This is a genomic window from Streptomyces sp. NPDC001373 (assembly GCF_042895815.1).
Classification (GTDB): Bacteria; Actinomycetota; Actinomycetes; order Streptomycetales; family Streptomycetaceae; genus Streptomyces.
Window position 1 is genome coordinate 190,957 of sequence record NZ_JBIAWQ010000004.1, and the last position, 22,356, is coordinate 213,312.

The 22,356-nt window shown below is 72.5% G+C and carries 20 protein-coding genes; 8 read left to right on the forward strand and 12 right to left on the reverse strand.

Going from position 1 to position 22,356, the window contains the following annotated elements; all coding sequences use genetic code 11:
* Nucleotides 1-21: 21 nt before the first annotated feature.
* The 3 genes from ACFY15_RS11825 (at nucleotide 22) to ACFY15_RS11835 (ending at nucleotide 2,220) form a co-directional block, all read left to right on the forward strand.
* Complete coding sequence (locus ACFY15_RS11825; RefSeq protein ID WP_390685804.1) at nucleotides 22-687, forward strand: MerR family transcriptional regulator; 666 nt, start codon at nucleotides 22-24, stop codon at nucleotides 685-687.
* Nucleotides 688-726: 39 nt separating this feature from the next.
* Nucleotides 727-978, forward strand: a complete 252-nt coding sequence (locus ACFY15_RS11830) for an EF-hand domain-containing protein (RefSeq protein ID WP_390685803.1) — start codon at nucleotides 727-729, stop codon at nucleotides 976-978.
* Nucleotides 979-1,131: 153 nt separating this feature from the next.
* On the forward strand, nucleotides 1,132-2,220 hold the full coding sequence (locus tag ACFY15_RS11835; protein WP_390825523.1) for a serine hydrolase domain-containing protein: 1,089 nt from the start codon (nucleotides 1,132-1,134) through the stop codon (nucleotides 2,218-2,220).
* 78 nt (nucleotides 2,221-2,298) lie between these two features.
* On the opposite strand, the gene pyk is transcribed toward ACFY15_RS11835, so the two are convergent.
* The gene (pyk, locus tag ACFY15_RS11840; RefSeq protein WP_390685801.1) at nucleotides 2,299-3,726 is read right to left on the reverse strand and encodes a pyruvate kinase; all 1,428 of its coding nucleotides are present in this window, start codon (nucleotides 3,724-3,726) and stop codon (nucleotides 2,299-2,301) included.
* Between the two features lie 156 nt (nucleotides 3,727-3,882).
* Nucleotides 3,883-4,605: an SIMPL domain-containing protein gene (locus ACFY15_RS11845; protein WP_390825406.1), complete on the reverse strand. Its 723-nt coding sequence runs from the start codon at nucleotides 4,603-4,605 to the stop codon at nucleotides 3,883-3,885.
* Nucleotides 4,606-4,759: 154 nt separating this feature from the next.
* On the opposite strand from ACFY15_RS11845, the gene ACFY15_RS11850 reads away from it, so the two are divergent.
* The gene (locus tag ACFY15_RS11850; protein ID WP_390685799.1) at nucleotides 4,760-6,565 is read left to right on the forward strand and encodes a bifunctional metallophosphatase/5'-nucleotidase; all 1,806 of its coding nucleotides are present in this window, start codon (nucleotides 4,760-4,762) and stop codon (nucleotides 6,563-6,565) included.
* Nucleotides 6,566-6,635: 70 nt separating this feature from the next.
* Here ACFY15_RS11850 and ACFY15_RS11855 read toward each other — a convergent pair whose 3' ends face one another.
* From ACFY15_RS11855 to ACFY15_RS11880, 6 genes are all read right to left on the reverse strand, one after another.
* Complete coding sequence (locus ACFY15_RS11855; protein ID WP_390685798.1) at nucleotides 6,636-8,045, reverse strand: lysine N(6)-hydroxylase/L-ornithine N(5)-oxygenase family protein; 1,410 nt, start codon at nucleotides 8,043-8,045, stop codon at nucleotides 6,636-6,638.
* Complete coding sequence (locus ACFY15_RS11860) at nucleotides 8,042-9,415, reverse strand: pyridoxal phosphate-dependent decarboxylase family protein (protein WP_390825524.1); 1,374 nt, start codon at nucleotides 9,413-9,415, stop codon at nucleotides 8,042-8,044. The genes ACFY15_RS11855 and ACFY15_RS11860 overlap by 4 nt, the downstream gene beginning before the upstream one ends.
* Before the next feature lie 676 nt (nucleotides 9,416-10,091).
* A complete protein-coding gene (gene pepN / locus ACFY15_RS11865) occupies nucleotides 10,092-12,587 on the reverse strand; it encodes an aminopeptidase N (RefSeq protein WP_390685797.1) in 2,496 nt (831 codons plus the stop codon).
* A gap of 242 nt (nucleotides 12,588-12,829) precedes the next feature.
* Nucleotides 12,830-13,168, reverse strand: a complete 339-nt coding sequence (locus ACFY15_RS11870) for a chorismate mutase (protein ID WP_366451337.1) — start codon at nucleotides 13,166-13,168, stop codon at nucleotides 12,830-12,832.
* Nucleotides 13,169-13,398: 230 nt separating this feature from the next.
* On the reverse strand, nucleotides 13,399-14,052 hold the full coding sequence (locus ACFY15_RS11875; RefSeq protein ID WP_390825407.1) for a response regulator: 654 nt from the start codon (nucleotides 14,050-14,052) through the stop codon (nucleotides 13,399-13,401).
* A 213-nt stretch (nucleotides 14,053-14,265) separates the two neighbouring features.
* Nucleotides 14,266-15,039, reverse strand: a complete 774-nt coding sequence (locus ACFY15_RS11880) for a S1 family peptidase (RefSeq protein ID WP_390685795.1) — start codon at nucleotides 15,037-15,039, stop codon at nucleotides 14,266-14,268.
* Between the two features lie 249 nt (nucleotides 15,040-15,288).
* Here ACFY15_RS11880 and ACFY15_RS11885 point away from each other — a divergent pair, with 249 nt between their 5' ends.
* On the forward strand, nucleotides 15,289-15,966 hold the full coding sequence (locus ACFY15_RS11885; RefSeq protein ID WP_390825408.1) for an HAD family acid phosphatase: 678 nt from the start codon (nucleotides 15,289-15,291) through the stop codon (nucleotides 15,964-15,966).
* Between the two features lie 133 nt (nucleotides 15,967-16,099).
* Here the strand turns inward: ACFY15_RS11885 and ACFY15_RS11890 are convergent, their stop codons facing one another.
* From ACFY15_RS11890 to ACFY15_RS11905, 4 genes are all read right to left on the reverse strand, one after another.
* Entirely contained in the window at nucleotides 16,100-16,789 is a 690-nt protein-coding gene (locus tag ACFY15_RS11890) for a DUF4360 domain-containing protein (protein WP_390825409.1), read from the reverse strand.
* Between the two features lie 65 nt (nucleotides 16,790-16,854).
* Nucleotides 16,855-17,511 carry a DUF4360 domain-containing protein gene (locus tag ACFY15_RS11895; protein WP_390685792.1) on the reverse strand — a complete coding sequence of 219 codons (657 nt, stop codon included), beginning with the start codon at nucleotides 17,509-17,511 and terminating at the stop codon, nucleotides 16,855-16,857.
* A 545-nt stretch (nucleotides 17,512-18,056) separates the two neighbouring features.
* A complete protein-coding gene (locus ACFY15_RS11900; RefSeq protein ID WP_390825410.1) occupies nucleotides 18,057-18,965 on the reverse strand; it encodes an SDR family oxidoreductase in 909 nt (302 codons plus the stop codon).
* A 229-nt stretch (nucleotides 18,966-19,194) separates the two neighbouring features.
* Nucleotides 19,195-19,980 carry an SDR family oxidoreductase gene (locus tag ACFY15_RS11905; RefSeq protein WP_390685790.1) on the reverse strand — a complete coding sequence of 262 codons (786 nt, stop codon included), beginning with the start codon at nucleotides 19,978-19,980 and terminating at the stop codon, nucleotides 19,195-19,197.
* A gap of 56 nt (nucleotides 19,981-20,036) precedes the next feature.
* Here ACFY15_RS11905 and ACFY15_RS11910 point away from each other — a divergent pair, with 56 nt between their 5' ends.
* Genes ACFY15_RS11910 through ACFY15_RS11920 form a run of 3 tightly spaced genes read left to right on the forward strand, consistent with a single transcriptional unit; the run spans nucleotide 20,037 to nucleotide 22,356 of the window.
* Nucleotides 20,037-20,783 (forward strand): enoyl-CoA hydratase family protein, encoded by a 747-nt coding sequence (locus ACFY15_RS11910; protein WP_390825412.1) that lies wholly within the window; start codon nucleotides 20,037-20,039, stop codon nucleotides 20,781-20,783.
* Nucleotides 20,780-21,631, forward strand: a complete 852-nt coding sequence (locus ACFY15_RS11915) for a CoA transferase subunit A (protein WP_390685788.1) — start codon at nucleotides 20,780-20,782, stop codon at nucleotides 21,629-21,631. Before ACFY15_RS11910 ends, ACFY15_RS11915 begins: the two co-directional genes overlap by 4 nt.
* Nucleotides 21,628-22,356, forward strand: coding sequence for a CoA-transferase subunit beta (locus tag ACFY15_RS11920; protein WP_390825414.1), 729 nt, complete (start codon nucleotides 21,628-21,630; stop codon nucleotides 22,354-22,356). Before ACFY15_RS11915 ends, ACFY15_RS11920 begins: the two co-directional genes overlap by 4 nt.

Here is a 22,356-nt window from a genome sequence, read left to right on the forward strand (position 1 = left end):
TGGAGACCTGAGGGTGGGGGCATGGACGGCGCGGCGGAGTGGTTTTCGATCGGGGAGCTGGCCCGGAGGTCGGGGTTGGCGGTGCGGACCATTCGCTTCTACTCCGATGAGGGGATCGTCGTGCCGGCCGGTCGTAGTCGTGCCGGGTACCGGTTGTACGACGTCGGGGCGCTGGTGCGTCTGGAGCTGGTGCGGACGTTGCGTGAGCTGGGTGTGGGCTTGCCTGCCGTGCGGCGGGTGCTGGATCGGGAGTTGTCGGTGGCCGAGGTGGCTGCTGTGCATGCCGATGCGGTGGAGGTGCAGATCCGGGGGTTGCGGTTGCGTCGGGCGGTGTTGCGGCTGGTGGCGGAGCGCGGGTCGAGTCCTGAGGAGGTTCGGTTGGTGCACAGGGTGACGCGGTTGTCGGCGCGGGAGCGGGAGCGGTTGGTGGAGAAGCTGGTGGAGGGGGCGGAGGAGTCGGTGGTGGCGATGGTGCGGGTGTCGGCGCCGGTTCTGCCGGAGGATCCGTCGGTGGAGCAGGTGGCGGCGTGGGCGGAGTTGGTGGAGTTGATGGGGGATGGGGGGTTCGGGGAGGTGTTCCGGCGGTCTCCGGGGGTGGAGGGGCCGGTGGATCCGCGGGTGGAGCGGTATTGGCGGTTGGTGTGGGTGGTGAACGGGTGGGAGGTGGTGCCGGGGTGGGTGCCCTAGGTTGGGGTGCCCGTTGGTTGGTGGTGGAGGGATGGTGCCGTGAGCGAGAAGGCTCGGAAGTTGTTCGATGCGTTGGATCTGAACCATGACGGTCAGCTGACGCGGCTGGAGGTGATCTCGGCCCTGCGGTCGAAGGGGCCGACGCTGGCTGCTCGGGGGGATCTGCCGTTCTGGGGTGTGGGGGACGCGGATGCGTCGTCGGCGTTGTTCGATGCGGCGGACAAGAACGGGGACCAGGTGTTGTCGTTCGAGGAGTTCGAGGCGGAGGTGGACCGGCGGTTCGGCTGGTAGGGGGTTTGCCCCACCTTGAGTCGGGTGGGTGGCGGGATCCCGTGGGCGGCCCCTTCCGGGAAAGGGTGGGTGGGCCACCGGTCGGTGGCGTTCCTTCTGTGTTCCGGGAGTTGGCCCATGGGTGAGTGGTTGAGGCGTCGGCGTGTGGCGGCCATGGTGGCGGTCGGGGTTCTGGCGGTGGGGGTGGCGGCGCAGCCGGCGGCGTTCGCGGCGGGTCGGCCGGATGCGGTGCAGCGGGGGTTGGACGGGCTGGTGCGGGAGGGCGGGGTGCCGGGTGCGCTGGCGACGGTGACGGACGGGGAGGGTCGGACGCGGACGTATACGGCCGGGGTGGGTGATCGTGCGACGGGTGCGGCGGTGCCTCGGGACGGGCAGGTGCGGATCGGGAGCAACACGAAGGTGTTCACGGCGGTGGTGTTGTTGCAGCTGGTGGGTGAGGGCCGGCTGGGGCTGGATGACAGGGTGGAGGACCATCTGCCGGGTGTGGTGCGCGGGGAGGGTTTCGATGGTCGGTCCGTGACGGTGCGGCAGTTGCTCCAGCACACGAGTGGGATTCCGGACTATGAGGCGGAGGTCGGGGAGGCGATCGAGCAGGGGCGGTACATGGAGCCGCGGGAGGTGCTGGAGATCGCGTTCCGGCATCCGGCGACGTCGCGGGACGGGAAGACGTTCGGCTACAGCAACACGAACTACGTGCTGGCCGGTCTGATCGTGGAGAGGGTGGCGCGGAGGCCGCTGGCGGAGGAGATCGACCGGCGGGTGGTGAAGCGGCTGGGGTTGCGGCACACGTATTTCCCGGCGCCGCGTGACCGGGCGATCCGTGAGGCGCATCCGCAGGCGTATCACCAGGATGTGGTGGGCGGGCCGTGGCGGAGGGTGACGGAGATCGATCCGTCGGCGGCGTGGGCTGCGGGTCAGATGGTGTCGACGAACTCGGACATGAACCGGTTTTTCACGGCGTTGCTTGAGGGTCGTCTGTTGCGGGTGGAGGAGCAGCGTGCGATGCAGACGACGGTGCCGATCGGGGATTCGGGTGCGGGGTACGGGTTGGGGCTGATGCGGCGGCCGTTGTCGTGCGGTGGGGTGTACTGGGGGCACGGTGGTGACATCACTGGGTTCGAGACCCGGGGTGGGGTGGGGCCGGACGGGCGTGCGGTGAGTGTCGCGGTGACGACGGATCCGGCTGATTACGCGGTCACGGAGCGGTTGGAGGGGCTGGTGGACCGGGTCCTGTGCCGTTGAGGTGACGTGCGGGAACGCCGCCGGGGCCCCATCCGCAAGGGGTCCCGGCGGTGTGTGGCGTGTGTGGTGCGGGGGGTGTCAGTGGACGGGGTCGCCGATGTGGTGGATGCGGACGAGGTTGGTCTTGCCGCTGACGCCGGGGGGTGATCCGGCGGTGATGACGACGATGTCGCCGGGCCGGCAGCGTCCGATGCGCAGGAGTTCTTCTTCGACCTGGGCGACCATGGCGTCGGTGGAGTCGACGTGGGGGCCGAGGAAGGTTTCGACGCCCCAGGTGAGGTTGAGCTGGGAGCGGGTGGCGGGGTCGGGGGTGAAGGCGAGGAGGGGGATGGGTGAGCGGTAGCGGGAGAGGCGGCGGACGGTGTCGCCGCTCTGGGTGAAGGCGACGAGGTATTTGGCGTCGAGGAAGTCGCCCATTTCGGCTGCGGCTCGGGCGACGGCGCCGCCCTGGGTGCGGGGTTTGTTGCGGTCGGTGAGGGGCGGGAGGCCGTTGGTGAGGATGTCCTCTTCGGCGGCTTCGACGATGCGGGCCATGGTGCGGACGGTTTCGACGGCGTATTTGCCGACGCTGGTCTCGCCGGAGAGCATGACGGCGTCGGTGCCGTCGATGACGGCGTTGGCGACGTCGGAGGCTTCGGCGCGGGTGGGGCGGGAGTTTTCGATCATCGAGTCGAGCATCTGGGTGGCGACGATGACCGGTTTGGCGTTGCGCTTGGCGAGTTTGATGGCGCGCTTCTGGACGATGGGGACCTGTTCCAGGGGCATTTCGACGCCGAGGTCGCCGCGGGCGACCATGATGCCGTCGAAGGCGGCGACGATGTCGTCGATGTTGTCGACGGCCTGGGGTTTTTCGATCTTCGCGATGACGGGGAGGCGTTCGCCTTCCTCGTCCATGATGCGGTGGACGTCCTCGATGTCGCGGCCGGTGCGGACGAAGGAGAGGGCGATGACGTCGGCGCCGGTGCGCAGGGCCCAGCGGAGGTCTTCGATGTCCTTGTCGGAGAGGGCGGGGACGGAGACGGCGACGCCGGGGAGGTTGAGGCCCTTGTGGTCGGAGACCATGCCGCCTTCGATGACGCGGGTGTGGACGCGGGGGCCGTCGACGGCGGTGACTTCGAGGGTGACGCGGCCGTCGTCGACGAGGATGCGTTCGCCGGTGGTGACGTCGGCGGCGAGGCCCTTGTGGGTGGTGCCGCAGGTCTGGCGGTCGCCTTCGTGGTTTTCGACGGTGATGGTGAAGTCGTCTCCGCGTTCAAGGAGTACGGGGCCTTCGCGGAAGCGGCCGAGGCGGATCTTCGGGCCTTGAAGGTCGGCGAGGATGCCGACGCTGCGGCCGGTTTCGTCGGAGGCCTTGCGTACGCGCTGGGCGCGCTCCTCGTGTTCGGCGTAGGTGCCGTGGCTGAGGTTGAGGCGGGCGATGTCCATTCCGGCTTCGACCAGGGCTTTGATCTGGTCGTACGAGTCGGTGGCGGGGCCCAGGGTACATACGATTTTCGCTCGGCGCATGGGGGGAGCGTATGCCCTACCGAGGGGTAGGAAATGTGGTGGGCATGTCTGCTCAACAACCGTTGGGCAAAAGGTTGTTGACATTTGTTGAATGTGCGTGGAGGTGCTCTGATGAGCACCTCCACGGGGTCACTGTTTCGGTGTTGCGTACGGCTTTCAGAGCCGGGGCGGGGTCATGGTGAAGCGGGCGTTGACCTGGGCGAGGACGGTCTGCCGCTGGGGTTCGAGGTCGAGGGGCGGGGCGTCCGCGTCCTCGGTTCCGGCGAAGGCCATGGAGCGGTAGGCGCCGGCGGGGGCGGCCATGGTGAGGGGGGCGGCGTCCTCGGCGCCGAGGTCGGCGAGTTCGACGAGGGCGGCGAGGTCGGCGCCGAGGGCCTGGGCGTACTCGCGGGCGCGCTGGACGGCTTCGAGGACGGCCTGGCGGCGGGCTTCGCCGTGGGCGTGCGAGGTGGGGCGCAGGGCCCACCAGGGGCCGTCGACGCGGGTGAGTTCGAGGTCGGCGAGCCGGGTGGTGAGTTCACCCAGGGCGGTGAAGTCGCTCAGTTCGACGGTGATGTGGACGGTTCCGTGGTGGGCGCGGACGCGTTCGCCGCGGCCGTGGCGGGTGAGTTCGGGGGTGATGGAGAAGGCGCCGGTTTCCAGTTTCTCGACGGGGTCGCCGTAGCTCTTGACGAGGTCGAGGACGGTGTTGTTGCGGCGGGTGAGGTCGTCGAGGGCGGCGCGGCGGTCGGTGCCGCGGGCGGTGACGGTGATGCCGATGCGGGCGATCTCGGGGTCGACTTCGAGGCGGGCTTCGCCGCGGACGGAGACGCGGGGGGCTTCGGGGGTGCCGTAGGGGTGGTGGGCGGCCGGGGCGGGGTGCGTGGCGTCCTGGGTCATGGTTTCACTGTCGCACCATCGCCCGTTCGGGTCTGGTCATCGGATCGAAACCCGGGTGGGGTGTTGCTCCTTGTTACCCATCGGTCAGAATCTACGCGCGTTGTCCACGTGTTTTGACGCTGTACTGACATACGCCTGACGAGTGGGAGATGGCATGGGGTTCGACCGTAGGACGTTCATGGGGGCTTCGGCCGCGACGGGTGCCGCCGTGGCGCTGGCGGGGGCTTCGGCTGCTCCGGCCGCTGCCGCGCCGGCCGCCGCCGCGCCGTCGGCGAAGCAGCGGACGTACTCGTTCACGGTGATGGGGACGACCGACCTGCACGGGAACGTCTTCAACTGGGACTACTTCACGGACAAGGAGTTCGACGACAAGGCGCACAACGACATCGGCCTGGCGAAGATCTCGACGCTCGTGAACCAGGTGCGGGCGGAGAAGGGCCGGTGCAACACCCTGCTGATCGACGCGGGTGACACCATCCAGGGCACGCAGCTGGCGTACTACTACGCCAAGGTGGATCCGATCACCGCGCGCCGGGGTCCGGTGCATCCGATGGCCCAGGCGATGAACGCGATCGGGTACGACGCGGCGGCCATAGGCAACCACGAGTTCAACTACGGCATCCCGGTGCTGCGCAAGTTCGAGGAGCAGTGCCACTTCCCGCTGCTGGGTGCGAACGCGCTGGACGCCAGGACGCTGAAGCCGGCGTTCGCCCCGTACAGCATGCATCGGCTGCGGACCCCGCACGGGCGGGACGTGAAGGTGGCGGTGCTGGGGCTGACGAACCCGGGCATCGCGATCTGGGACAAGGCGAACGTGCAGGGGAAGATGACGTTCCCGGGTCTGGAGGAGCAGGCGGCGAAGTACGTGCCGCGGCTGCGGTCCATGGGTGCGGACGTGGTGATCGTGTCGGCGCACTCGGGGTCGAGCGGTACGTCCTCCTACGGTGACCAGCTGCCGTACATCGAGAACGCGGCGGGTCTGGTGGCCGAGCAGGTGCCGGGGATCGACGCGATCCTGGTGGGTCACGCGCACACGGAGATCCCGGAGTACCGGGTGAAGAACAAGGCGACGGGCAAGGACGTGGTCCTGTCGGAGCCGCTGAAGTGGGGGCAGCGGCTGACGCTGTTCGACTTCGAGCTGACGTGGGAGCGGGGCCGCTGGTCGGTGTCGAAGGTGTCGGCGAAGGTGCTGAACTCGAACACGGCCGCCGAGGACCCGAAGATCACGAACCTGCTGTCGGACGAGCACCGCAAGGTGGTGGCGTACGTCAACCAGGTGATCGGCACCTCGAAGCTGGCGATGAGCTCGGCGGACGGCCCGGTGAAGGACGTCCCGATCATCGACCTGATCAGCCACGTGCAGGCGGAGACGGTGAAGGGGGCCCTGGCGGGTACGGAGTGGGCTGCGCTGCCGGTGCTCTCGCAGGCCTCGTGCTTCTCGCGGACGGCGTCGATCCCGGCCGGGCAGGTGACGATCAAGGACGCGGCGGGCCTGTACCCGTTCGAGAACACCCTGGAGGCACGTCTGCTGACGGGTGCGCAGCTGAAGGACTACCTGGAGTACTCGGCGAAGTACTACGTCCAGACGGCGCCGGGCGATGTGGTGGACCCGGCGAAGCTGACGAACGCGGAGGCGACCCCGGACTACAACTACGACGCGGTGTACGGGCTGTCGTACGACATCGACGTCGCGCAGCCGAAGGGTTCGCGGATCTCGAACCTGTCGTTCCAGGGCAAGCCGGTGGACCCGGCGGCGCAGTTCGTGCTGGCGGTGAACAACTACCGGGCGTCGGGCGGCGGCAACTTCCCGCACGTGCCGCAGGCGAAGCAGCTGTGGTCGAACTCGGAGGAGATCCGTACGACGATCATCCAGTGGGTGAAGGCGAAGGGGACGATCGACCCGGCGCAGTTCGCTTCGGTGGACTGGAAGCTGACGCGGGCCGGGGTGCCGGTCTTCTAGTCGGCGCTGCCGCGCCCGTTGTTCTCGGGGCCGGGGTCCGCCGTGGGGCGGGGCCCGGCCCCGTGTGCGTTCAGGGGTGGTCGACGAGCGGGAGGAGGTCGACGGCGGGGCGCGGGCGGGTGTGTTCGCGCTGTTCGAGGCCGAAGGTGGTGAAGGCGGTGCGGTCGGGCTGGGGGTAGGGCTCCTTGCCGGTGAGGGTGTTGAGGATGGCCGCGCTGCGCCAGGCGGCGAGGCCGAGGTCGGGGGTTCCGACGCCGTGGGTGTGGCGTTCGCCGTTCTGGACGAAGACGGTTCCGGTGACGGAGGGGTCGAGGACCATGCGGTAGCGGTCGTCGATGCGGGGGCGGCCGGAGGAGTCCGTGCGCATGTAGGGGTCGAGGCCGGCGAAGAGGCTGGTCAGGGGGCGTTCCCGGTAGCCGGTGGCGAGGACGACGGCGTCGGTGGTGAGGCGGGAGCGGGTGCCCTGCTGGGTGTGTTCGAGGTGGAGTTCGACCTTGGTGGTGGCGACGCGTCCGGCGGTGCGGACGGTGACTCCGGGGGTGAGGACGGTGTCGGGCCAGCCGCCGTGGAGGGTGCGGCGGTAGAGCTCTTCGTGGATGGCGGCGATGGTGGCGGCGTCGATGCCCTTGTGGAGTTGCCATTGGGCGGGGACGAGGCGGTCGCGGACGGGTTCGGGGAGGGAGTGGAAGTAGCGGGTGTAGTCGGGGGTGAAGTGTTCGAGGCCGAGCTTGGAGTACTCCATGGGGGCGAAGGAGGGGGTGCGGGCGAGCCAGCTGAGGCGTTCGCGGCCGACGGGGCGGGCGCGCAGGAGGTCGAGGAAGACCTCGGCTCCGGACTGGCCCGAGCCGATGACGGTGACGTGTTCGGCGCCGAGGATGCGGGCGCGGTGGTCGAGGTAGTCGGCGGAGTGGATGACGGGGACGGTGGGGGCCTCGGCGAGGGGGCGCAGGGGTTCGGGGATGTAGGGGGCGGTGCCGATGCCGAGGGCGAGGTTGCGGGCGTGGGTGCGGCCGAGGGCTTCGGCTTCTCCGTCGGCGTCGAGCTGGGTGTAGTCGACTTCGAAGAGGTCGTGTTCGGGGTTCCAGCGGACGGCGTCGACCTGGTGGCCGAAGTGGAGTCCGGGGAGGCGGCCGGCGACCCAGCGGCAGTAGGCATCGTATTCGGCGCGCTGGATGTGGAACTGCTCGGCGAAGTAGAAGGGGAAGAGCCGTTCCTTGTGTTTGAGGTAGTTGAGGAAGGTCCAGGGGCTGGCGGGGTCGGCGAGGGTGACCAGGTCGGCGAGGAAGGGGACCTGGAGGGTGGCGCCGTCGATGAGGAGCCCGGGGTGCCAGCGGAAGTCGCGGCGCTGGTCGTAGAAGGCGGTGGCGAGGCGGTCGGCACCCTGCTGGGGGAGGCCGTGGCTGAGGGCGGCGAGGGAGAGGTTGAAGGGGCCGATGCCGATTCCGACGAGGTCGTGGGGTGCATCGTGCTGGGCGGTCATCGGTGGTTCCTGCCTTCCAGGTGGGCGATGAGGGTGTCCAGGTCCTCGGCCGTGGTGTGGGGGTTGAGGAGGGTGGCCTTGAGCCAGAGGCGGCCGTCGGCGGTGGCGCGGCCGAGGACGGCGGTGCCGTCGTGGAGGAGGGTGCGGCGCAGGGTGGCGAGCTCGTCGTCGTCCGCGGGGGTGGGGCGGAAGAGGACGGTGGTGATGGTGGGGCGGGCGTGGAGTTCGAAGCCGGGGTGTGCGTCGAGGAGGTCGGCGAGCCGGTGGGCCGTGGCGCAGGTGCGGTCGATGAGGTGGGCGAGGCCGTCGCGGCCGAGTGAGCGCAGGGCGGCGGCGATCTTGACGGCGTCGGGGCGGCGGGTGGTGCGCAGGGAGCGGCCGAGGAGGTCGGGGAGGCCCGCTTCGGTGTCGTCGGCGGCGTTGAGGTAGTCGGCCTGGTGGGCGAGGGGGGCCAGCAGGTGGGTGTCGGGGACGGCGAGGAGGCCTGCGGCGACGGGTTGCCAGCCGAGTTTGTGCAGGTCGAGGGTGAGGGAGTGGGCGCGGTCGAGGCCGGCGAGCTTGGGGCGGTGGCGGGGGCTGAAGGTGAGGGTTCCGCCGTAGGCGGCGTCGATGTGGAGGTCGGCGCCGTGGTGGTCGCAGACGTCGGCGAGGGCGGGGAGGGGGTCGATGAGTCCGGCGTCGGTGGTGCCGGCGGTGGTGGTGACGAGGACGGGGCCGGGGGTGCGGGTGAGGGCGGCGTCGAGGGTGGCGGGATCGAGGGTGCCGGCGGGGGTGGGGAGGGTGAGGGTGGGGAGCAGGCCGAGGAGCCAGGCTGAGCGGGGGACGGAGTGGTGGGCGTTGGCTCCGTGGACGACGGTGAGGCGGGGGCCGTGGCGTTCGCGGGCGAGGAGGAGGGCGAGCTGGTTGGCCTCGGTGCCTCCGGTGGTGAGGAGGGCGTCGGGGCGGGGGGTGTCGTAGAGCTCGGCGGCGAGGGCGGTGGTGAGGTGTTCCTCGATGGCGGAGGCGGCGGGGGCCTGGTCCCAGGAGTCGAGGCTGGGGTTGAGGGCGCTGACGGCGAGGTCGGCGGCCGCGGCGACGGCGAGCGGGGGGCAGTGGAGGTGGGCGGCGCAGAGGGGGTCGGCGGGGTCGGCGGCGCCTGCGGTGAGGGTGTGGACGAGGGTGGTGAGTGCTTCGTGGTCGCCGGTGCCGCGGGTGGGGAGGATCTCGCCGAGTGCGGTGCGGACGCGGGCGGCGGTGGCGCGGGGGCCGCCGGCGGGGAGGGGGCCGCCGCGGGCGGCGGCTCCGGTGCGCAGGGCGGCCAGGACGGTGTGGAGGAGGGGCCGCAGCGCGTCGGCGCCGCCCGGTCCGCCGGCGAGCGGGGGTGTGGGCAGGGGCGCTGTCATGAGGGCCTCCGGGGCTGGGCGGGTGGGGTGCGCGGGCCTGGGGCTGCTCGGTGGCCGAGGCCGGGCGGGACACCCGGCCGGTACAACGATCAGACCCGAACGGGGTAACCGTCGGGATCCGGCGGGGGTCTGTTTTCGGCCGTCCGACCGGTACGGGCGCGGGTGGGGGCGGTCGGGCCGGGATGGGGAAGTCCTGGGGTTCCGGACTCTGGGAGGCAGGTCGCGGCGGGACTGCGGTGCCGTCGGCACGGGGCGCGCGTGCGCTGCGGGAGGGGGCCCGATGGCCGGATCCGGGGTGTGGGTGAAGGTGGCACGGCAGGGGACCCCGCAGCCGTCGGCCGGTACGCCGCGGCAGCCGCGGCCCCGGGCGGTGGCGATCCGGCGGCCGGGGGGTGGCCGGCGGCTGCGGCGGGGCCGCGAAGAGGTTTTCTCCGCGTCGGCGCGGAGAAGGCCGGGTGACCGGGCCCTCACCGGTCCGCAGTACACGGCCCGGCGGCCGAAGGGGCGGAGCGGTCCGGTGGCGGTGGGGGCGGGCCCGTCGGGCGGCTTGCCGCTGCCGCCGCTGCCCGACGGGACGTATCCGCTGGTGTTTCACCGCGACCGGCCCGGACAGCGGCCTGACGGCCGGTGCCCAGGTGCCGGTGCGGATCGTCGGCTGTGTCCGTCAGGCGCCGCGGACCCGCAGGGTGCGGGCGAGGTCGTCGAGCTGGTCGACGAGCACGCGGCGCATCATCGGGGTGATCTCCGGGTCCTCCAGGGCGGCGTGGCCGGCCCGGAGGTTGGCCTCGTCCACGGCGTGCGCGGGGAAGGCCCAGCGGCCGGCGGCCTCGCCGATGGCGGGGCCGCGGCGGGCTCCGACGGCGACGGCCTCGGGGTAGTAGCGGGCCACGTAGTCCTGTACGAGTTCGCTCTGCTCGGGCTGCCAGAAGCCCTGGGCGGTGGCGCTGAACAGGTAGTTGGACAGGGTGTCGTCGTGGAAGAGGCGCTGCCAGGCGGCGGCCTTGGCCTCGGCGGTGGGCAGGGATGCGCGGCAGCGGGCGGCGCCCTGTCGGCCGGTGGCGCTGGGGTCGGCGGCGAGGGCGGCGTCGATGGCGTCCTCGTCGACGGCTCCGAGGACGGAGAGGCGGGCGAGGACGCGCCAGCGCAGTTCGGGGTCGAGCTCGGGGCCGCCGTCGACGGTGCCGTCGGCGAGCCAGGCGGCGATGGTGTCGGGCTGGGTTGCGCTGTCGATGAAGGCGCGTACGGCGGCGAGGCGCAGGCCGGGGTCGGTGCCGTCCTCGGTGCGGCGCAGGAGGTCGCGGGCGATGGCGGTGAGGGTGGTGAGGGCGGCGGTGCGTTCGGCGGGGGCGGTGTAGAGGTCGGCGACGTGGTTGCGGGCGAAGCCGAGGACGCCCTGGACGATCGCGAGGTCGCTCTCGTCGGGGAGGTGGGCCCCGGCGGTGGCGAGGTAGTCGGCGGGGGCGAGTTCGCCGTCGCGGACCATGTCGCGCAGGGAGCCCCAGACGACGGCGCGGGTGAGCGGGTCGGGGATGCGGGAGAGGCTTCGCAGGGCGGTTTCGAGGGAGGTCTCGTCGAGGCGGACCTTGGCGTAGCTGAGGTCGCCGTCGTTGAGGACGAGGAGGTCGGGGCGGGGGCCGGCGGCGGAGAGGACCTCGTCGGTGGGGACGTCGAGGTCGAGGAGTGCGGTGCGCTCCAGGAGGCCGTCGGTGGCGCGGGTGTAGGTGCCGGCGGTGATGCGGTGGGGGCGGCTGCCGTGGCGGTCGACGGTGAGGGTCCAGCCGCCGGTGCTCTCCTGGATGCGGGGGGTGAGGGTGTCGATGCCGGTGGTGCGCAGCCAGATGTCGGCCCAGGCGTGGACGTCGCGGTCGGTGTGGGCGGCGAGGGAGTCCACGAAGTCGGCGAGGGTGGCGTTGGCGAACTTGTGGCGGGCGAAGTGGGTGTTGATGCCGGCGAGGAAGTCCTTCTCGCCGAGCCACGTGACGAGCTGGCGCAGGGCGGAGGCGCCCTTGGCGTAGGAGATGCCGTCGAAGTTGAGGAGGGCGGAGGCGGTGTCGGGGACGTCGTCGGGGCCGGGGGCGACGGGGTGGGTGGAGGGGCGCTGGTCGGCGGCGTAGCCCCAGGGCTTGCGTTCCATGCCGAACTCGGTCCAGGTGCCGGTGAAGCGGGTGGCTTCGGTGAGGGTCTGGTAGCCCATGTACTCGGCGAAGGACTCGTTGAGCCAGATGTCGTCGAACCAGGCGAGGGTGACGAGGTCGCCGAACCACATGTGGGCCATCTCGTGGGCGATGACCATGGCGCGGCGCTGGCGTTCGGTGTCGGTGACGGCCGAGCGGAAGACGAACTCGTCGCGGAAGGTGACCAGGCCGGGGTTCTCCATGGCGCCGGCGTTGAACTCGGGGACGAAGGCCTGGTCGTAGGAGTCGAAGGGGTACGGCTCGGTGAACTTCTCGTGGTAGCGGTCGTAGCAGGCGGTGGTGACGGAGAGGATCTCGTCGGCGTCGGCGTCGAGGTGGGGGGCGAGGGACTTGCGGCAGTGGATGCCGAAGGGCAGTCCGGCGTGTTCGGTGGTGACGCTGTGCCAGGGGCCGGCGGCGACGGCGGCGAGGTAGGTGGAGATGACGGGGGTGGGGGCGGAGGTCCAGACGCCGTGTCCGTCGCGGTCGGCGGTGCGGGTGGTGATGCCGTTGGCGAGGACGGTCCAGTGGGCGGGGGCGGTGACGGTGAACTGGAAGACGGCCTTGAGGTCGGGCTGGTCGAAGGCGGCGAAGACGCGCTGGACGTCGTCCATGAACATCTGGGTGTAGACGTATGTTTCGCCGTCGGCCGGGTCGGTGAAGCGGTGGAGGCCTTCGCCGGTGCGGGAGTAGCGCATGCGGGCGTCGATGCGCAGCTCGTGGCGGCCTTCGGTGAGGCCGGTGAGCGGGAGGCGGTTGCCGCTGAGGGCGGCGGGGTCGAGGGGGGTGCCGTCGAGCGTGGCGGAGCGCAGTTCTTCCGGCTTCAGCTCGACGAAGGTGTCTGCGGGGGTGCGGGCGCTGAAGCGGATGACGGTGGTGGAGTCGAAGGTCTCGTCGCCGGTGGTGAGGTCGAGGGTGACGGCGTAGTGGTGTACGTCGAGGAGCTGGGCTCGGAGCTGCGCTTCGTTGCGCGTCAGTGCGGACATGGGGCCCATGCTGCCGGATGGGGGGCCGGGGTCCTAGGGGGTGTCTTTCGGATCGGGCCGGATCGGCCCGCGGCCTCTGGTGCCGTGCATCGCAAGGCCGGGGAGGGAGTCGACGCGGAGCGTCGGCGACCGACGAGAACGCGGCGAGGCGCGGTGCCGGACGCCGCGGGCCCGGCCTGATCCGGAGGACTCCCCCTGCGGGGGTGTCCGGCCGGGGCGGGGAGGGCCCGCCCCGGGGCCGGTCAGTCCTCGCCGGCGGCGATGGTCTCGTGGTGGCGGATGACCTCGGCGATGATGAAGTTGAGGAGCTTCTCGGCGAAGGCCGGGTCGAGCTTGGCGTTTTCGGCGAGCTGGCGCAGGCGGGCGATCTGGCGGGCTTCGCGGCCGGGGTCGGCGGGGGGCAGCTGGTGGCGGGCCTTGAGGTGGCCGACCTGCTGGGTGCATTTGAAGCGTTCGGCGAGCATGTGGACCACGGCCGCGTCGATGTTGTCGATGCTGTCGCGCAGGCGGGCCAGTTCGGCGGTGACGTTCTCGTCGATCGCGTCGGGGTCGGTGCCGCTGTCGCGGTCGCTGGTGTTCATGGTCATCGAGAATACGGGGCGGGCGCGTGCGGCACCCCTGGCATGTCGCTGGGTGAGACGGGCCGGGCGGTGGGGCCGGGAGGCGTGGCCTGATCAGGGGGAAGAGGGGTCGCAGGGGCCGGGCCGGCCCGAGGAGGAGCGCGGGGAGCAGGACCCGGATCGCGGCGGCCGTGCGGGAGTGGCGGCGGGCCCAGGAGGCGAGGGGGCTCATGGGGCCGGCCGGGGATTTCTCACGCGTCGGTGGCGGCGAGGCCGCTTTCCCAGGCCCAGGCGGCGATCTCGACGCGGTTGCGGGCGGTGATCTTGGCCTGGACGCTCGCCAGGTGGGTTTTGACGGTGGAGAGGGAGACGTACAGCTCGGCGGCGATCTCGGCGTCGGTCAGGCCGCGGGCGAGGCAGCGCACGACGTCCCGTTCGCGTTCGGTGAGGGGTTCGGAGGGGCGGCGGGCGGCTTGGGGGCCGGCCATGCGGGGGGCCATCTCGCGCAGCAGGCGGACGGTGATGGCGGGTGAGACGAGGGCGTCGCCGGCGGCGGCCCGTACGGCTTCGACGAGCGTGGCGGGGCCGGCGTCCTTGAGGAGGAAGCCGCAGGCGCCGCCGTGGAGTGCCGCGTGGACGTATTCGTCGAGGTCGGAGGTGGTGAGGATGACGATGCGCGGGGTGTCCTGGCCGGAGAGGCGGCGGGTGACCTCCAGGCCGTCGACGCGGGGCATGCGGATGTCGAGGAGGAGGACGTCGGGGTGGTGTTCGGCGACGGCGGCGAGGGCGGTCTGTCCGTCGGGGGCGTCGGCGACGACCTCGATGTCGGGCTGGCTTTCGAGGATCATCCGCAAGCCGGTCCTGACCATGTCCTGGTCGTCCGCGATGACCACTCTGATCGTCATGCGCCGCCTGCCCCACTGTCGCCCGCTGCCGCCGGTGGGCCTGCCCCGGCGGGCGCCGGGGTGTCCCCGTCCCATGGGACCCGGGGGTGCGGCGGCCCGCAACCGGACGGCGGGGGGCTCGCCCTTCCGGCCGGTTCGGGTCCGGCCGGAAGGGCGAGGTGCGTGGGTGGGGGGTGCCGGGGCCGGCCCGGGGGACACGGGCCGGCGGCGGGGTTACAGGCCTGCGGCGGCGTTGCGGATGTCGGCGGCGAAGGTGGAGACCTCGGTGTAGACCCCGGGGTATCCGGCGCGGGCGCAGCCCTCGCCCCAGCTGACGATGCCGACCTGGATCCAGGCGTTGTTGTTGTCGCGGCGGAACATGGGGCCGCCGGAGTCGCCCTGGCAGGTGTCGGTGCCGCCCTGGTCGTAGCCGGCGCAGATCTCGTCGGAGGGGACGAGGGAGCTGCCGTAGGCGGCCTGGCAGGCGGCGTCGGAGACGAAGGGGACGGTGGCCTTGAGGAGGTAGCGCTGCTGGGATCCGCCTTCGCGGGCGGCGCCCCAGCCGGCGACGGTGAAGGTGCCGTTGTCGTAGGCCTTGGTGTCGGCGATCTTCAGGGTGGGGAGGTTGACGGGCTGGGCGAGCTTGATGAGGGCCCAGTCCTTGCCCTGGCCGTTGTAGCCGGGGGCCTGGAGCACCTTGGTGGACTTGACCTTGATGGCGCTGCTGCTCTGGAGGTCGACGACGCCGGCGGTGGCGGTGATGGAGGTGTTGTTGCCGGATCCGTTCACGCAGTGGGCGGCGGTGAGGACGATCTGCTGGGTGTAGAGGGCGCCGCCGCAGCCCATGGAGAGGCGGACCATGAAGGGGAACTCGCCCTGGGCGGCGCGGGTCCCGCCGACGACGGGGGTCGGTGAGGCGCTGGCGCCGGTGGGCTGGAGGCTGACGGCGGCGAGGGCCACGGCGCCGACGGCGAGGCCGCGCTTGAGGATTTCGGCAAGAGTGGACACGTCGACACACTGCCTTTCGTGGGGGGTTGGGCCGTGCGTGCCATCCGGTGAATGACACGTCCATGACACATCTGCGCCCGCGGAGGCAACAAGAACGCGTTTTCGGACAATCCCCGCCGGACGGCCGGCATCGCGACGGGGATTCATCCGGCGGCCACGAAAAGTTTCCTACCGGCCAGTAGACATGCGTGGGATTCTGACCAACCCTGGGCACGTACATGCCAAGCCGTGACCGAGGAGCGCCCCCACATGCGCAGCACCCGCCGCACCCGCACGTCCCGTACCGCCGCCGCCACCGTGGCCGCCGCGGCCGCCGTGATGACCCTGCTGCCGGCCGGCGCCGCCGTCGCGGCCCCGGCGTCCGCGCCCGCGCCGGCCCCGGCGGCCGTCACCGCCTCCGCACCGGGCGGCAACGCGGCGATCCTCGGGATCGACTACGCCACCTGGCAGCGCGACGTGGCCGCCGTCGTCGACGCCGCCCGCCCCGCCATCGAGCAGCGGATCGCGGCCTCCCCGGCCGGCGAGAAGCCCGCGATCGTCCTGGACATCGACAACTCCTCCCTGGAGACGGACTTCCACTGGTTCTGGACGTTCCCGACCCCGGCCATCGAGAAGGTCCGCGCGCTGACCCAGTACGCGAACGAGCGCGGGGTCGCGATCTTCTTCGTCACCGCCCGCCCGGGGATCGTGTACTCCCTGACCGAGCGGAACCTCAAGGCGGTCGGCTACCCGGTGACCGGGCTGTACGTCCGGGACCTGCCCGCCCTGTTCAGCCAGGTCAGCGCGTACAAGACGGCCAAGCGCGCCGAGATCGAGTCCCGCGGCTACACGATCATCGCCAACATCGGGAACAACGAGAGCGACCTGGTCGGCGGCCACGCCGAGCGCACCGTCAAGCTCCCGGACTACGGCGGCAGGCTCTCCTGACCCGGCGTCCGCCGATTCGGTGCGCCCCGGGCGGTTCGAACCGGCGGTATGGCGGGTAGTCATATCCCATCGCACGAGTGCCGGGCCCGGCCCCTCGCCAGGGGGCCGGGCCCGGCGCCCGTTCACCGGGGCGCTACGCCTTCTTCGGCGCGGGACACGTCTGCCAGGCGAGGTGGTAGAGCGTGCTGACGCTGGTGTCGGTGGAGTCCATCGCCATGAAGCTGGTGGAGGTCTGCGGGTTCGAGGTGCCGGCGTTCACCCGCAGCTCGGTGTTGATGTTGAAGTTGCGCTTCTCGCCGCACGGGGCCCAGACGAGGTCCGCGTACTCCGTCTTGTCGCTGGTCTGCCAGTTGTCGTTGAGCGGACCGCTGAACTGGTGCGTGCGCTGGGTCGTCTGCGGCATCCCCTGGAAGTAGTAGTTCGCCCTCTCCTGGCCCGTGGCCCCGGGCTGGAGGAACGCGAACCCCCGGTAGTCCGCCTGCACGATCGCATAGGTGAACCCGGACGGGACGTGGACACGCAGGTTGAGCTGGCAGTTCTTGCGGAAGGCCGTGGGCGGGGCGCCGGGGCCGACCTGGGCGAGGTAGTCGCTGTAGGTGACGGTGAAGGCCGTGTTGTCGGGGGCCACGGCCACCTGGGCGGTGCCCTCGCGGCAGCCGGAGCCGTTCACCGTGGCGAGCTCGATCACGATCCTGTCGGGCGGGACGGTGATCGGAGGACGGCCGCCGGCACCGGGGGCCGCGGCCCCCGCGGGGGTGGACGTCGCGATCAGGGCGGCGGCCGCACCGGCGGTGAGCAGGGTGCGGAACAGGGAATGAGACATCGTGGTCACTCCTGACTCCTGACTCCCGGCACTCGGGCCGGGGACTCTCCTGCGGGCACCCCGCATCAGGCCGCGGGGCATTCCTTCCACTCGAAGTGGTAGACCGTGCTGACGCTGCCGTCCGTCGAGTCCATACTCATGAAGCTGAGGTTCTGCGGGCTGGACGTGCCGCCGTAGACCCGCAGTTCGGTGTTGACGTTGAGGTTGCGCTCCTCTCCGCAGGGGGCCCAGACGAGGTCCGCGTAGTCGGTCCGGTCGCTCGCCTGCCAGTTGTCGCTGAACGGGCCGTTGAACTGGTGGGTGCTGCGGGCCGTCTGGGCGTTGCCCTGGAAGTAGTAGTTCGCGCGCTCCTGGCCGTAGGCGCCGCGCTGGAGGTGGGCGAAGCCGCGGTAGTCGGCGCGGGCGATGGCGTACGTGAACCCCTGGGGCACATGGATCCGCAGGGCCAGCTGGCAGTTTTTGCGGAACTCCGTCCCGCCTGCGCCGGCGCCGGTCTGGGCGAGGTAGCTGCTGTAGGTGACGGTGAAGGCCGTGTTGTCGGAGGCGGCGGCGACGTCCGCGCTGCCCTGGGGGCAGCCGGAGCCGTTGACCCCGGCGACCTCGACGGTGACCCGGCCGGGCGGGGGGACGGAGGGGATGTCGGCGTGGGCCGCCTGGACGGGGGCGGCGAGGGCCGACAGCGCCGTGACGGCGGCGCCGAGCGCGATTCTGCGGAGGGGCATGAGGGGGTCTCCGTTCGGTCGGAGGGGGAGCCGGGATCCGGCGTGGACATGCCACCACGCTGCCGCTGGGTGGGGGAGGGTCCGATACGGCCAACGGGCCACGGGGGGGCTGCGGCCCGTACCGGCTGGCCGATTCCGGCGACCGCCGCGCGGCCGCCGCGCCGGTCGGCGGCCTCGCGGCGGGCGGAAGCGGGTCCCGCCGCCCGCCCGGATGTCCGGAACCCGGGTCAGGGGGTCCCGCTGCGCGGAGCCGCTCCCCGCCCCGTCCTTCCTTCCACCGCCGCCCCCTCGGACGCCGACGCCGCCGGCAAGGCCCCGGGGCTCCGCCCCGGACCAGGTTCCGGGCGCAGCGCGCCCGGTGCGCTCGAGCGCCGCGCGGGCCGGATCTCGCGCGCAGCGACATTCCGGCCCCGCCCGCCGGCGATCCAGGCGTGGGGGAAGGGGCCGGGGGCGGAGCCCTCGGGCACCTGCCCGTGATGGCCTGGGAGGAACGGGCGAAGGGCGGGCAGGGGACCCTCCGTGAAGCGGCCGCCGGTCCCGGCCTGCTACTGGGCCCCGTACGCCGGGAGCGGCGGCTGCGCCTGGGACAGGAGTTTCGCGGCGGCCTCGCCCGCCTCCCCCGCCGTCCAGCGGGATCCGCGGTCGGCGGTGGGGCCCGGCCGCCAGCCCTCCATCACCGTGATGCGGCCGCCCTCCGCCTCGAACACCCGGCCCGTGACCCCGGCGGACGCCGTCGACCCCAGCCACACCACCAGCGGGGACACGTTCTCCGGCGCCATCGCGTCGAAGGCCCCCGCTTGCGGGGCGGCCATCGTCGCCGCGAAGGTCTCCTGCGTCATCCGGGTCCGCGCCGCCGGGGCCACGGCGTTGACCTGGACCCCGTACCGGCCCATCTCGGCCGCCGCCACCAGGGTCAGCCCGAGGATCCCCGCCTTGGCCGCGCTGTAGTTGCCCTGGCCCACGGAGCCCAGCAGCCCCGCCCCCGACGAGGTGTTGACGACCCGGGCCGCGACCGGCCGGCCGGCCTTCGCCTCGGCCCGCCACCACGCGGCCGCCGCCCGCAGCGGCAGGAAGTGCCCCTTGAGGTGGACCCGCATCACCGCGTCCCAGTCGTCCTCCCCGAGATTGACCAGCATCCGGTCCCGCAGGAACCCGGCGTTGTTGACCAGGGTGTCCAGGCGGCCGAAGGCCTCCAGGGCGCACGCGACCAGCGAGTCCGCTCCCGCGCCCGTCGCGATGTCCCCGCCGTGGGCCACCGCCTCCCCGCCGGCCGCCCGGATCTCCTCGGCCACCCGCGCGGCCGGGTTCCCGGGCCCGGGGAGCCCGTCCAGCCCGACCCCGAGGTCGTTGACCACGACCCGCGCCCCCTCCGCCGCGAAGGCCAGCGCGTGGGCCCGGCCCAGCCCCCGGCCGGCGCCCGTCACGACGACCACACGTCCGTCCGCGATACCCATGTCAGCTCTCCTCGATGTCGGTCCCCATCCACCGGCCGGTCCGACCACCGGACCGCCGGGCCCACCACAGCGCCGGGCCGCCGGTCACACCCCGCCGGCACGCCCACCCGGCAGGCCGCCCACCCGTCGGGCCGCCCCCACCGGGCCGTCGGGCCGCCGGTCCACCCGAAGGCGGTCCGCCCGAAGGCGGTCCGCCCGCCCCTCACCCGTCGGCCCCGCCACCCGTCCGTCAGCCCGAGCCCCCCGATCCCCCGGGCCGCCGGTTGGCCGTCGCCGCCTCCAGGAACGCCGGGCGCTCCCCGCCCCCGTGCACCAGCAGACTGGCCCCGCTCACGTACGCCGCCCGGTCCGACGCCAGGAACACCGCCGCCTCCCCCACGTCCGCGGGTTCGGCCAGCCGGCCCAGCGGCACGGTGGCGGCGACCGCCGCGACGCCCGCCGCGTCCCCGTAGTGCAGGTGCGCCAGCTCGGTGCGGACCATGCCGAGGACCAGGGAGTTGACCCGTACCTCGGGGGCCCACTCCACGGCCATCGAGCGGGCCAGGTTCTCCAGGCCCGCCTTCGCCGCCCCGTACGCCGCCGTGCCCGGCGAGGGGCGGGTCCCGCTGACGCTGCCGATCATCACGACCGAGCCGCGGCTCTCCCGCAGCCACGGGTAGGCGGCGAGCGAGGCCGTCATCGGCGCCACCAGGTTGAGGGCGAGGACCCGCGCGTGCCGCTGCGCCCCGCCCTCCCCCAGCAGCCGGTACGGGGTCCCGCCGGCGTTGTTCACCAGGCAGTCGAGCCGCCCGTACCGCCCGGCGACCCCGTCGAGGAACTCCCGGACGGCGGCCGGCTCGCGCAGGTCCACGGAGGTGAAGGCGGCCTCCCGCCCGTCCCGCGCCACCGGCAGGTCCGGCGGGCGCCGGGCGCAGACGGCGACCTCCGCCCCGGCCGCGAGGAACGAGCGGGCGATCCCGGCGCCTACGCCGCGGGTTCCGCCGGTGACGACCACGACCCTCCCCTTGAGCTCCATCGGCTGCTACCTTCCTCACCTAACAAATGTTTGGTGGAAAGGTAGCTGATCCGCCCATGGGTGTCTCCACCTCCGGCCCGGACCAGGGCATCGCACACGTCACAGTGGACTTCCCGCCCGTCAACGCCCTCCCCGTGCACGGCTGGTACGAGCTCGCCGACGCCCTGCGCGCCGCCGGGCGCGACCCCGGGGTGCGCTGCGTGGTCCTGGCGGCCGGCGGGCGCGGCTTCAACGCCGGCGTCGACATCAAGGAGATGCAGCGCGACAGCGGCCACACCGCCCTCATCGGCGCGAACCGCGGCTGCGCCGAGGCCTTCGCCGCCGTGTACGAGTGCGAGGTGCCGGTGGTCGCGGCCGTGCACGGCTTCTGCCTGGGCGGCGGGATCGGCCTCGTCGGCAACGCCGACGCGATCGTGGCCTCCGACGACGCCGTGTTCGGCCTGCCCGAACTGGACCGGGGCGCCCTCGGCGCCGCCACCCACCTCGCCCGGCTGGTCCCGCAGCACCTGATGCGCGCCCTCTACTACACCTCGCGCACCGCCACCGCCGCCGAACTGCACGCCCACGGCTCGGTCTGGAAGGTGGTCCCCCGCGCGGAACTGTCCGCCGTCGCACTGGAGCTGGCGGCCGAGATCGCCCGCAAGGACGGCACCCTCATCCGGCTGGCCAAGGCCGCCATCAACGGCATCGACCCCGTCGACGTGCGCCGAAGCTACCGCTTCGAGCAGGGGTTCACCTTCGAGGCCAACCTCAGCGGGGTCGCCGACCGGGTCCGCGACACCTTCGGGAAGGGCACCGCATGACCGACAAGACCATGACCCCCGACGAGGTCGTCGGGCGGCTGCGCAGCGGAATGACGCTGGGCATCGGCGGCTGGGGCTCCCGGCGCAAGCCGATGGCCCTGGTACGGGCGCTGCTGCGGTCCGGGATCACCGACCTCACCGTGATCTCGTACGGCGGCCCCGACGTCGGGCTGCTCGCCGCCGCCGGACGCGTCCGCCGCCTGATCGCCCCCTTCGCCACCCTCGACTCCATCCCGCTGGAGCCGCACTTCCGGGCCGCGCGCGAGAGCGGCACCCTCGCCCTCACCGAGTACGACGAGGCCATGTTCATGTGGGGCCTGCACGCGGCCGCGAACCGCCTCCCCTTCATGCCGGTCCGCGCCGGACTCGGCTCCGACGTGATGCGGGTCAACCCGGAGCTGCGCACCGTCACCTCCCCCTACGCCGACGGCGAGGAGTTCGTCGCCGTCCCCGCCCTGCGCATGGACGCGGCCCTGGTCCACCTCAACCGCGCCGACCGCCTGGGCAACGGCCAGTACCTGGGCCCCGACCCGTACTTCGACGACCTCTTCTGCGAGGCCGCCGACGCCGCGTACGTCTCCTGCGAGCAGCTGGTGGAGAGCGCCGAGCTCGCCAAGTGCGGCCCCCCGCAGTCCCTGCTGGTCAGCCGGCACTCGGTCACCGGGGTCGTGGAGAGTCCGAACGGCGCGCACTTCACCTCCTGCGTGCCCGACTACGACCGCGACGAGGCCTTCCAGAAGCTGTACGCGACCACCCCCTGGCCCGAGTTCGCCGCCCGCTTCCTGTCCGGGGCGGGCGAGCACGACTACCAGAGCGCCGTCCGGACCTGGCGGGAGGAGCAGCGATGACCAGTCGCGCGGAGTACTGCGTGATCGCGTGTGCCGAGGCCTGGCGCGGCGACGGGGAGGTGCTCGCCAGTCCGATGGGCCCGATCCCCTCCTTCGGGGCGCGTCTGGCCAAGCGGACCTTCTCCCCCGACCTGCTGCTGACCGACGGCGAGGCCCTGCTGGTCGGCCTGGACGGGACGGTCGAGGGCTGGCTCCCGTACCGGCGCCACCTGACGATGGTGACCGGCGGGCGGCGGCACGTGATGATGGGCGCGAGCCAGATCGACCGGTACGGCAACCAGAACATCTCCTGCGTCGGCGACTGGCAGCGGCCCGCCCGGCAGCTGCTGGGGGTGCGCGGGGCGCCCGTCAACACCCTGAACAACCCGGTGAGCTACTGGGTGCCCCGGCACTCCCCGAGGGTGTTCGTCGAGCGCGTCGACATGGTCAGCGGGGTGGGGTACGACCGCGCGGAGGCGGCCGGACCCTCGGCGGCCCGCTTCCACCGGCTGCCACGCGTGGTCAGCGACCTCGGGGTCTTCGACTTCGCCGGCCCGGGCCGCACGATGCGGCTGGCGTCCCTGCACCCGGGGGTCACGGTGGACGAGGTCCGTGCGGCCACCGGGTTCGAGCTCGCCATCGGCGCGGACGTCCCGTACACCCGTGAGCCCTCCGCGGAGGAGCTGCGGCTGATCCGCGAGGTGATCGACCCGAAGGGCCTGCGCGACCGGGAAGTGCGGGGCTGA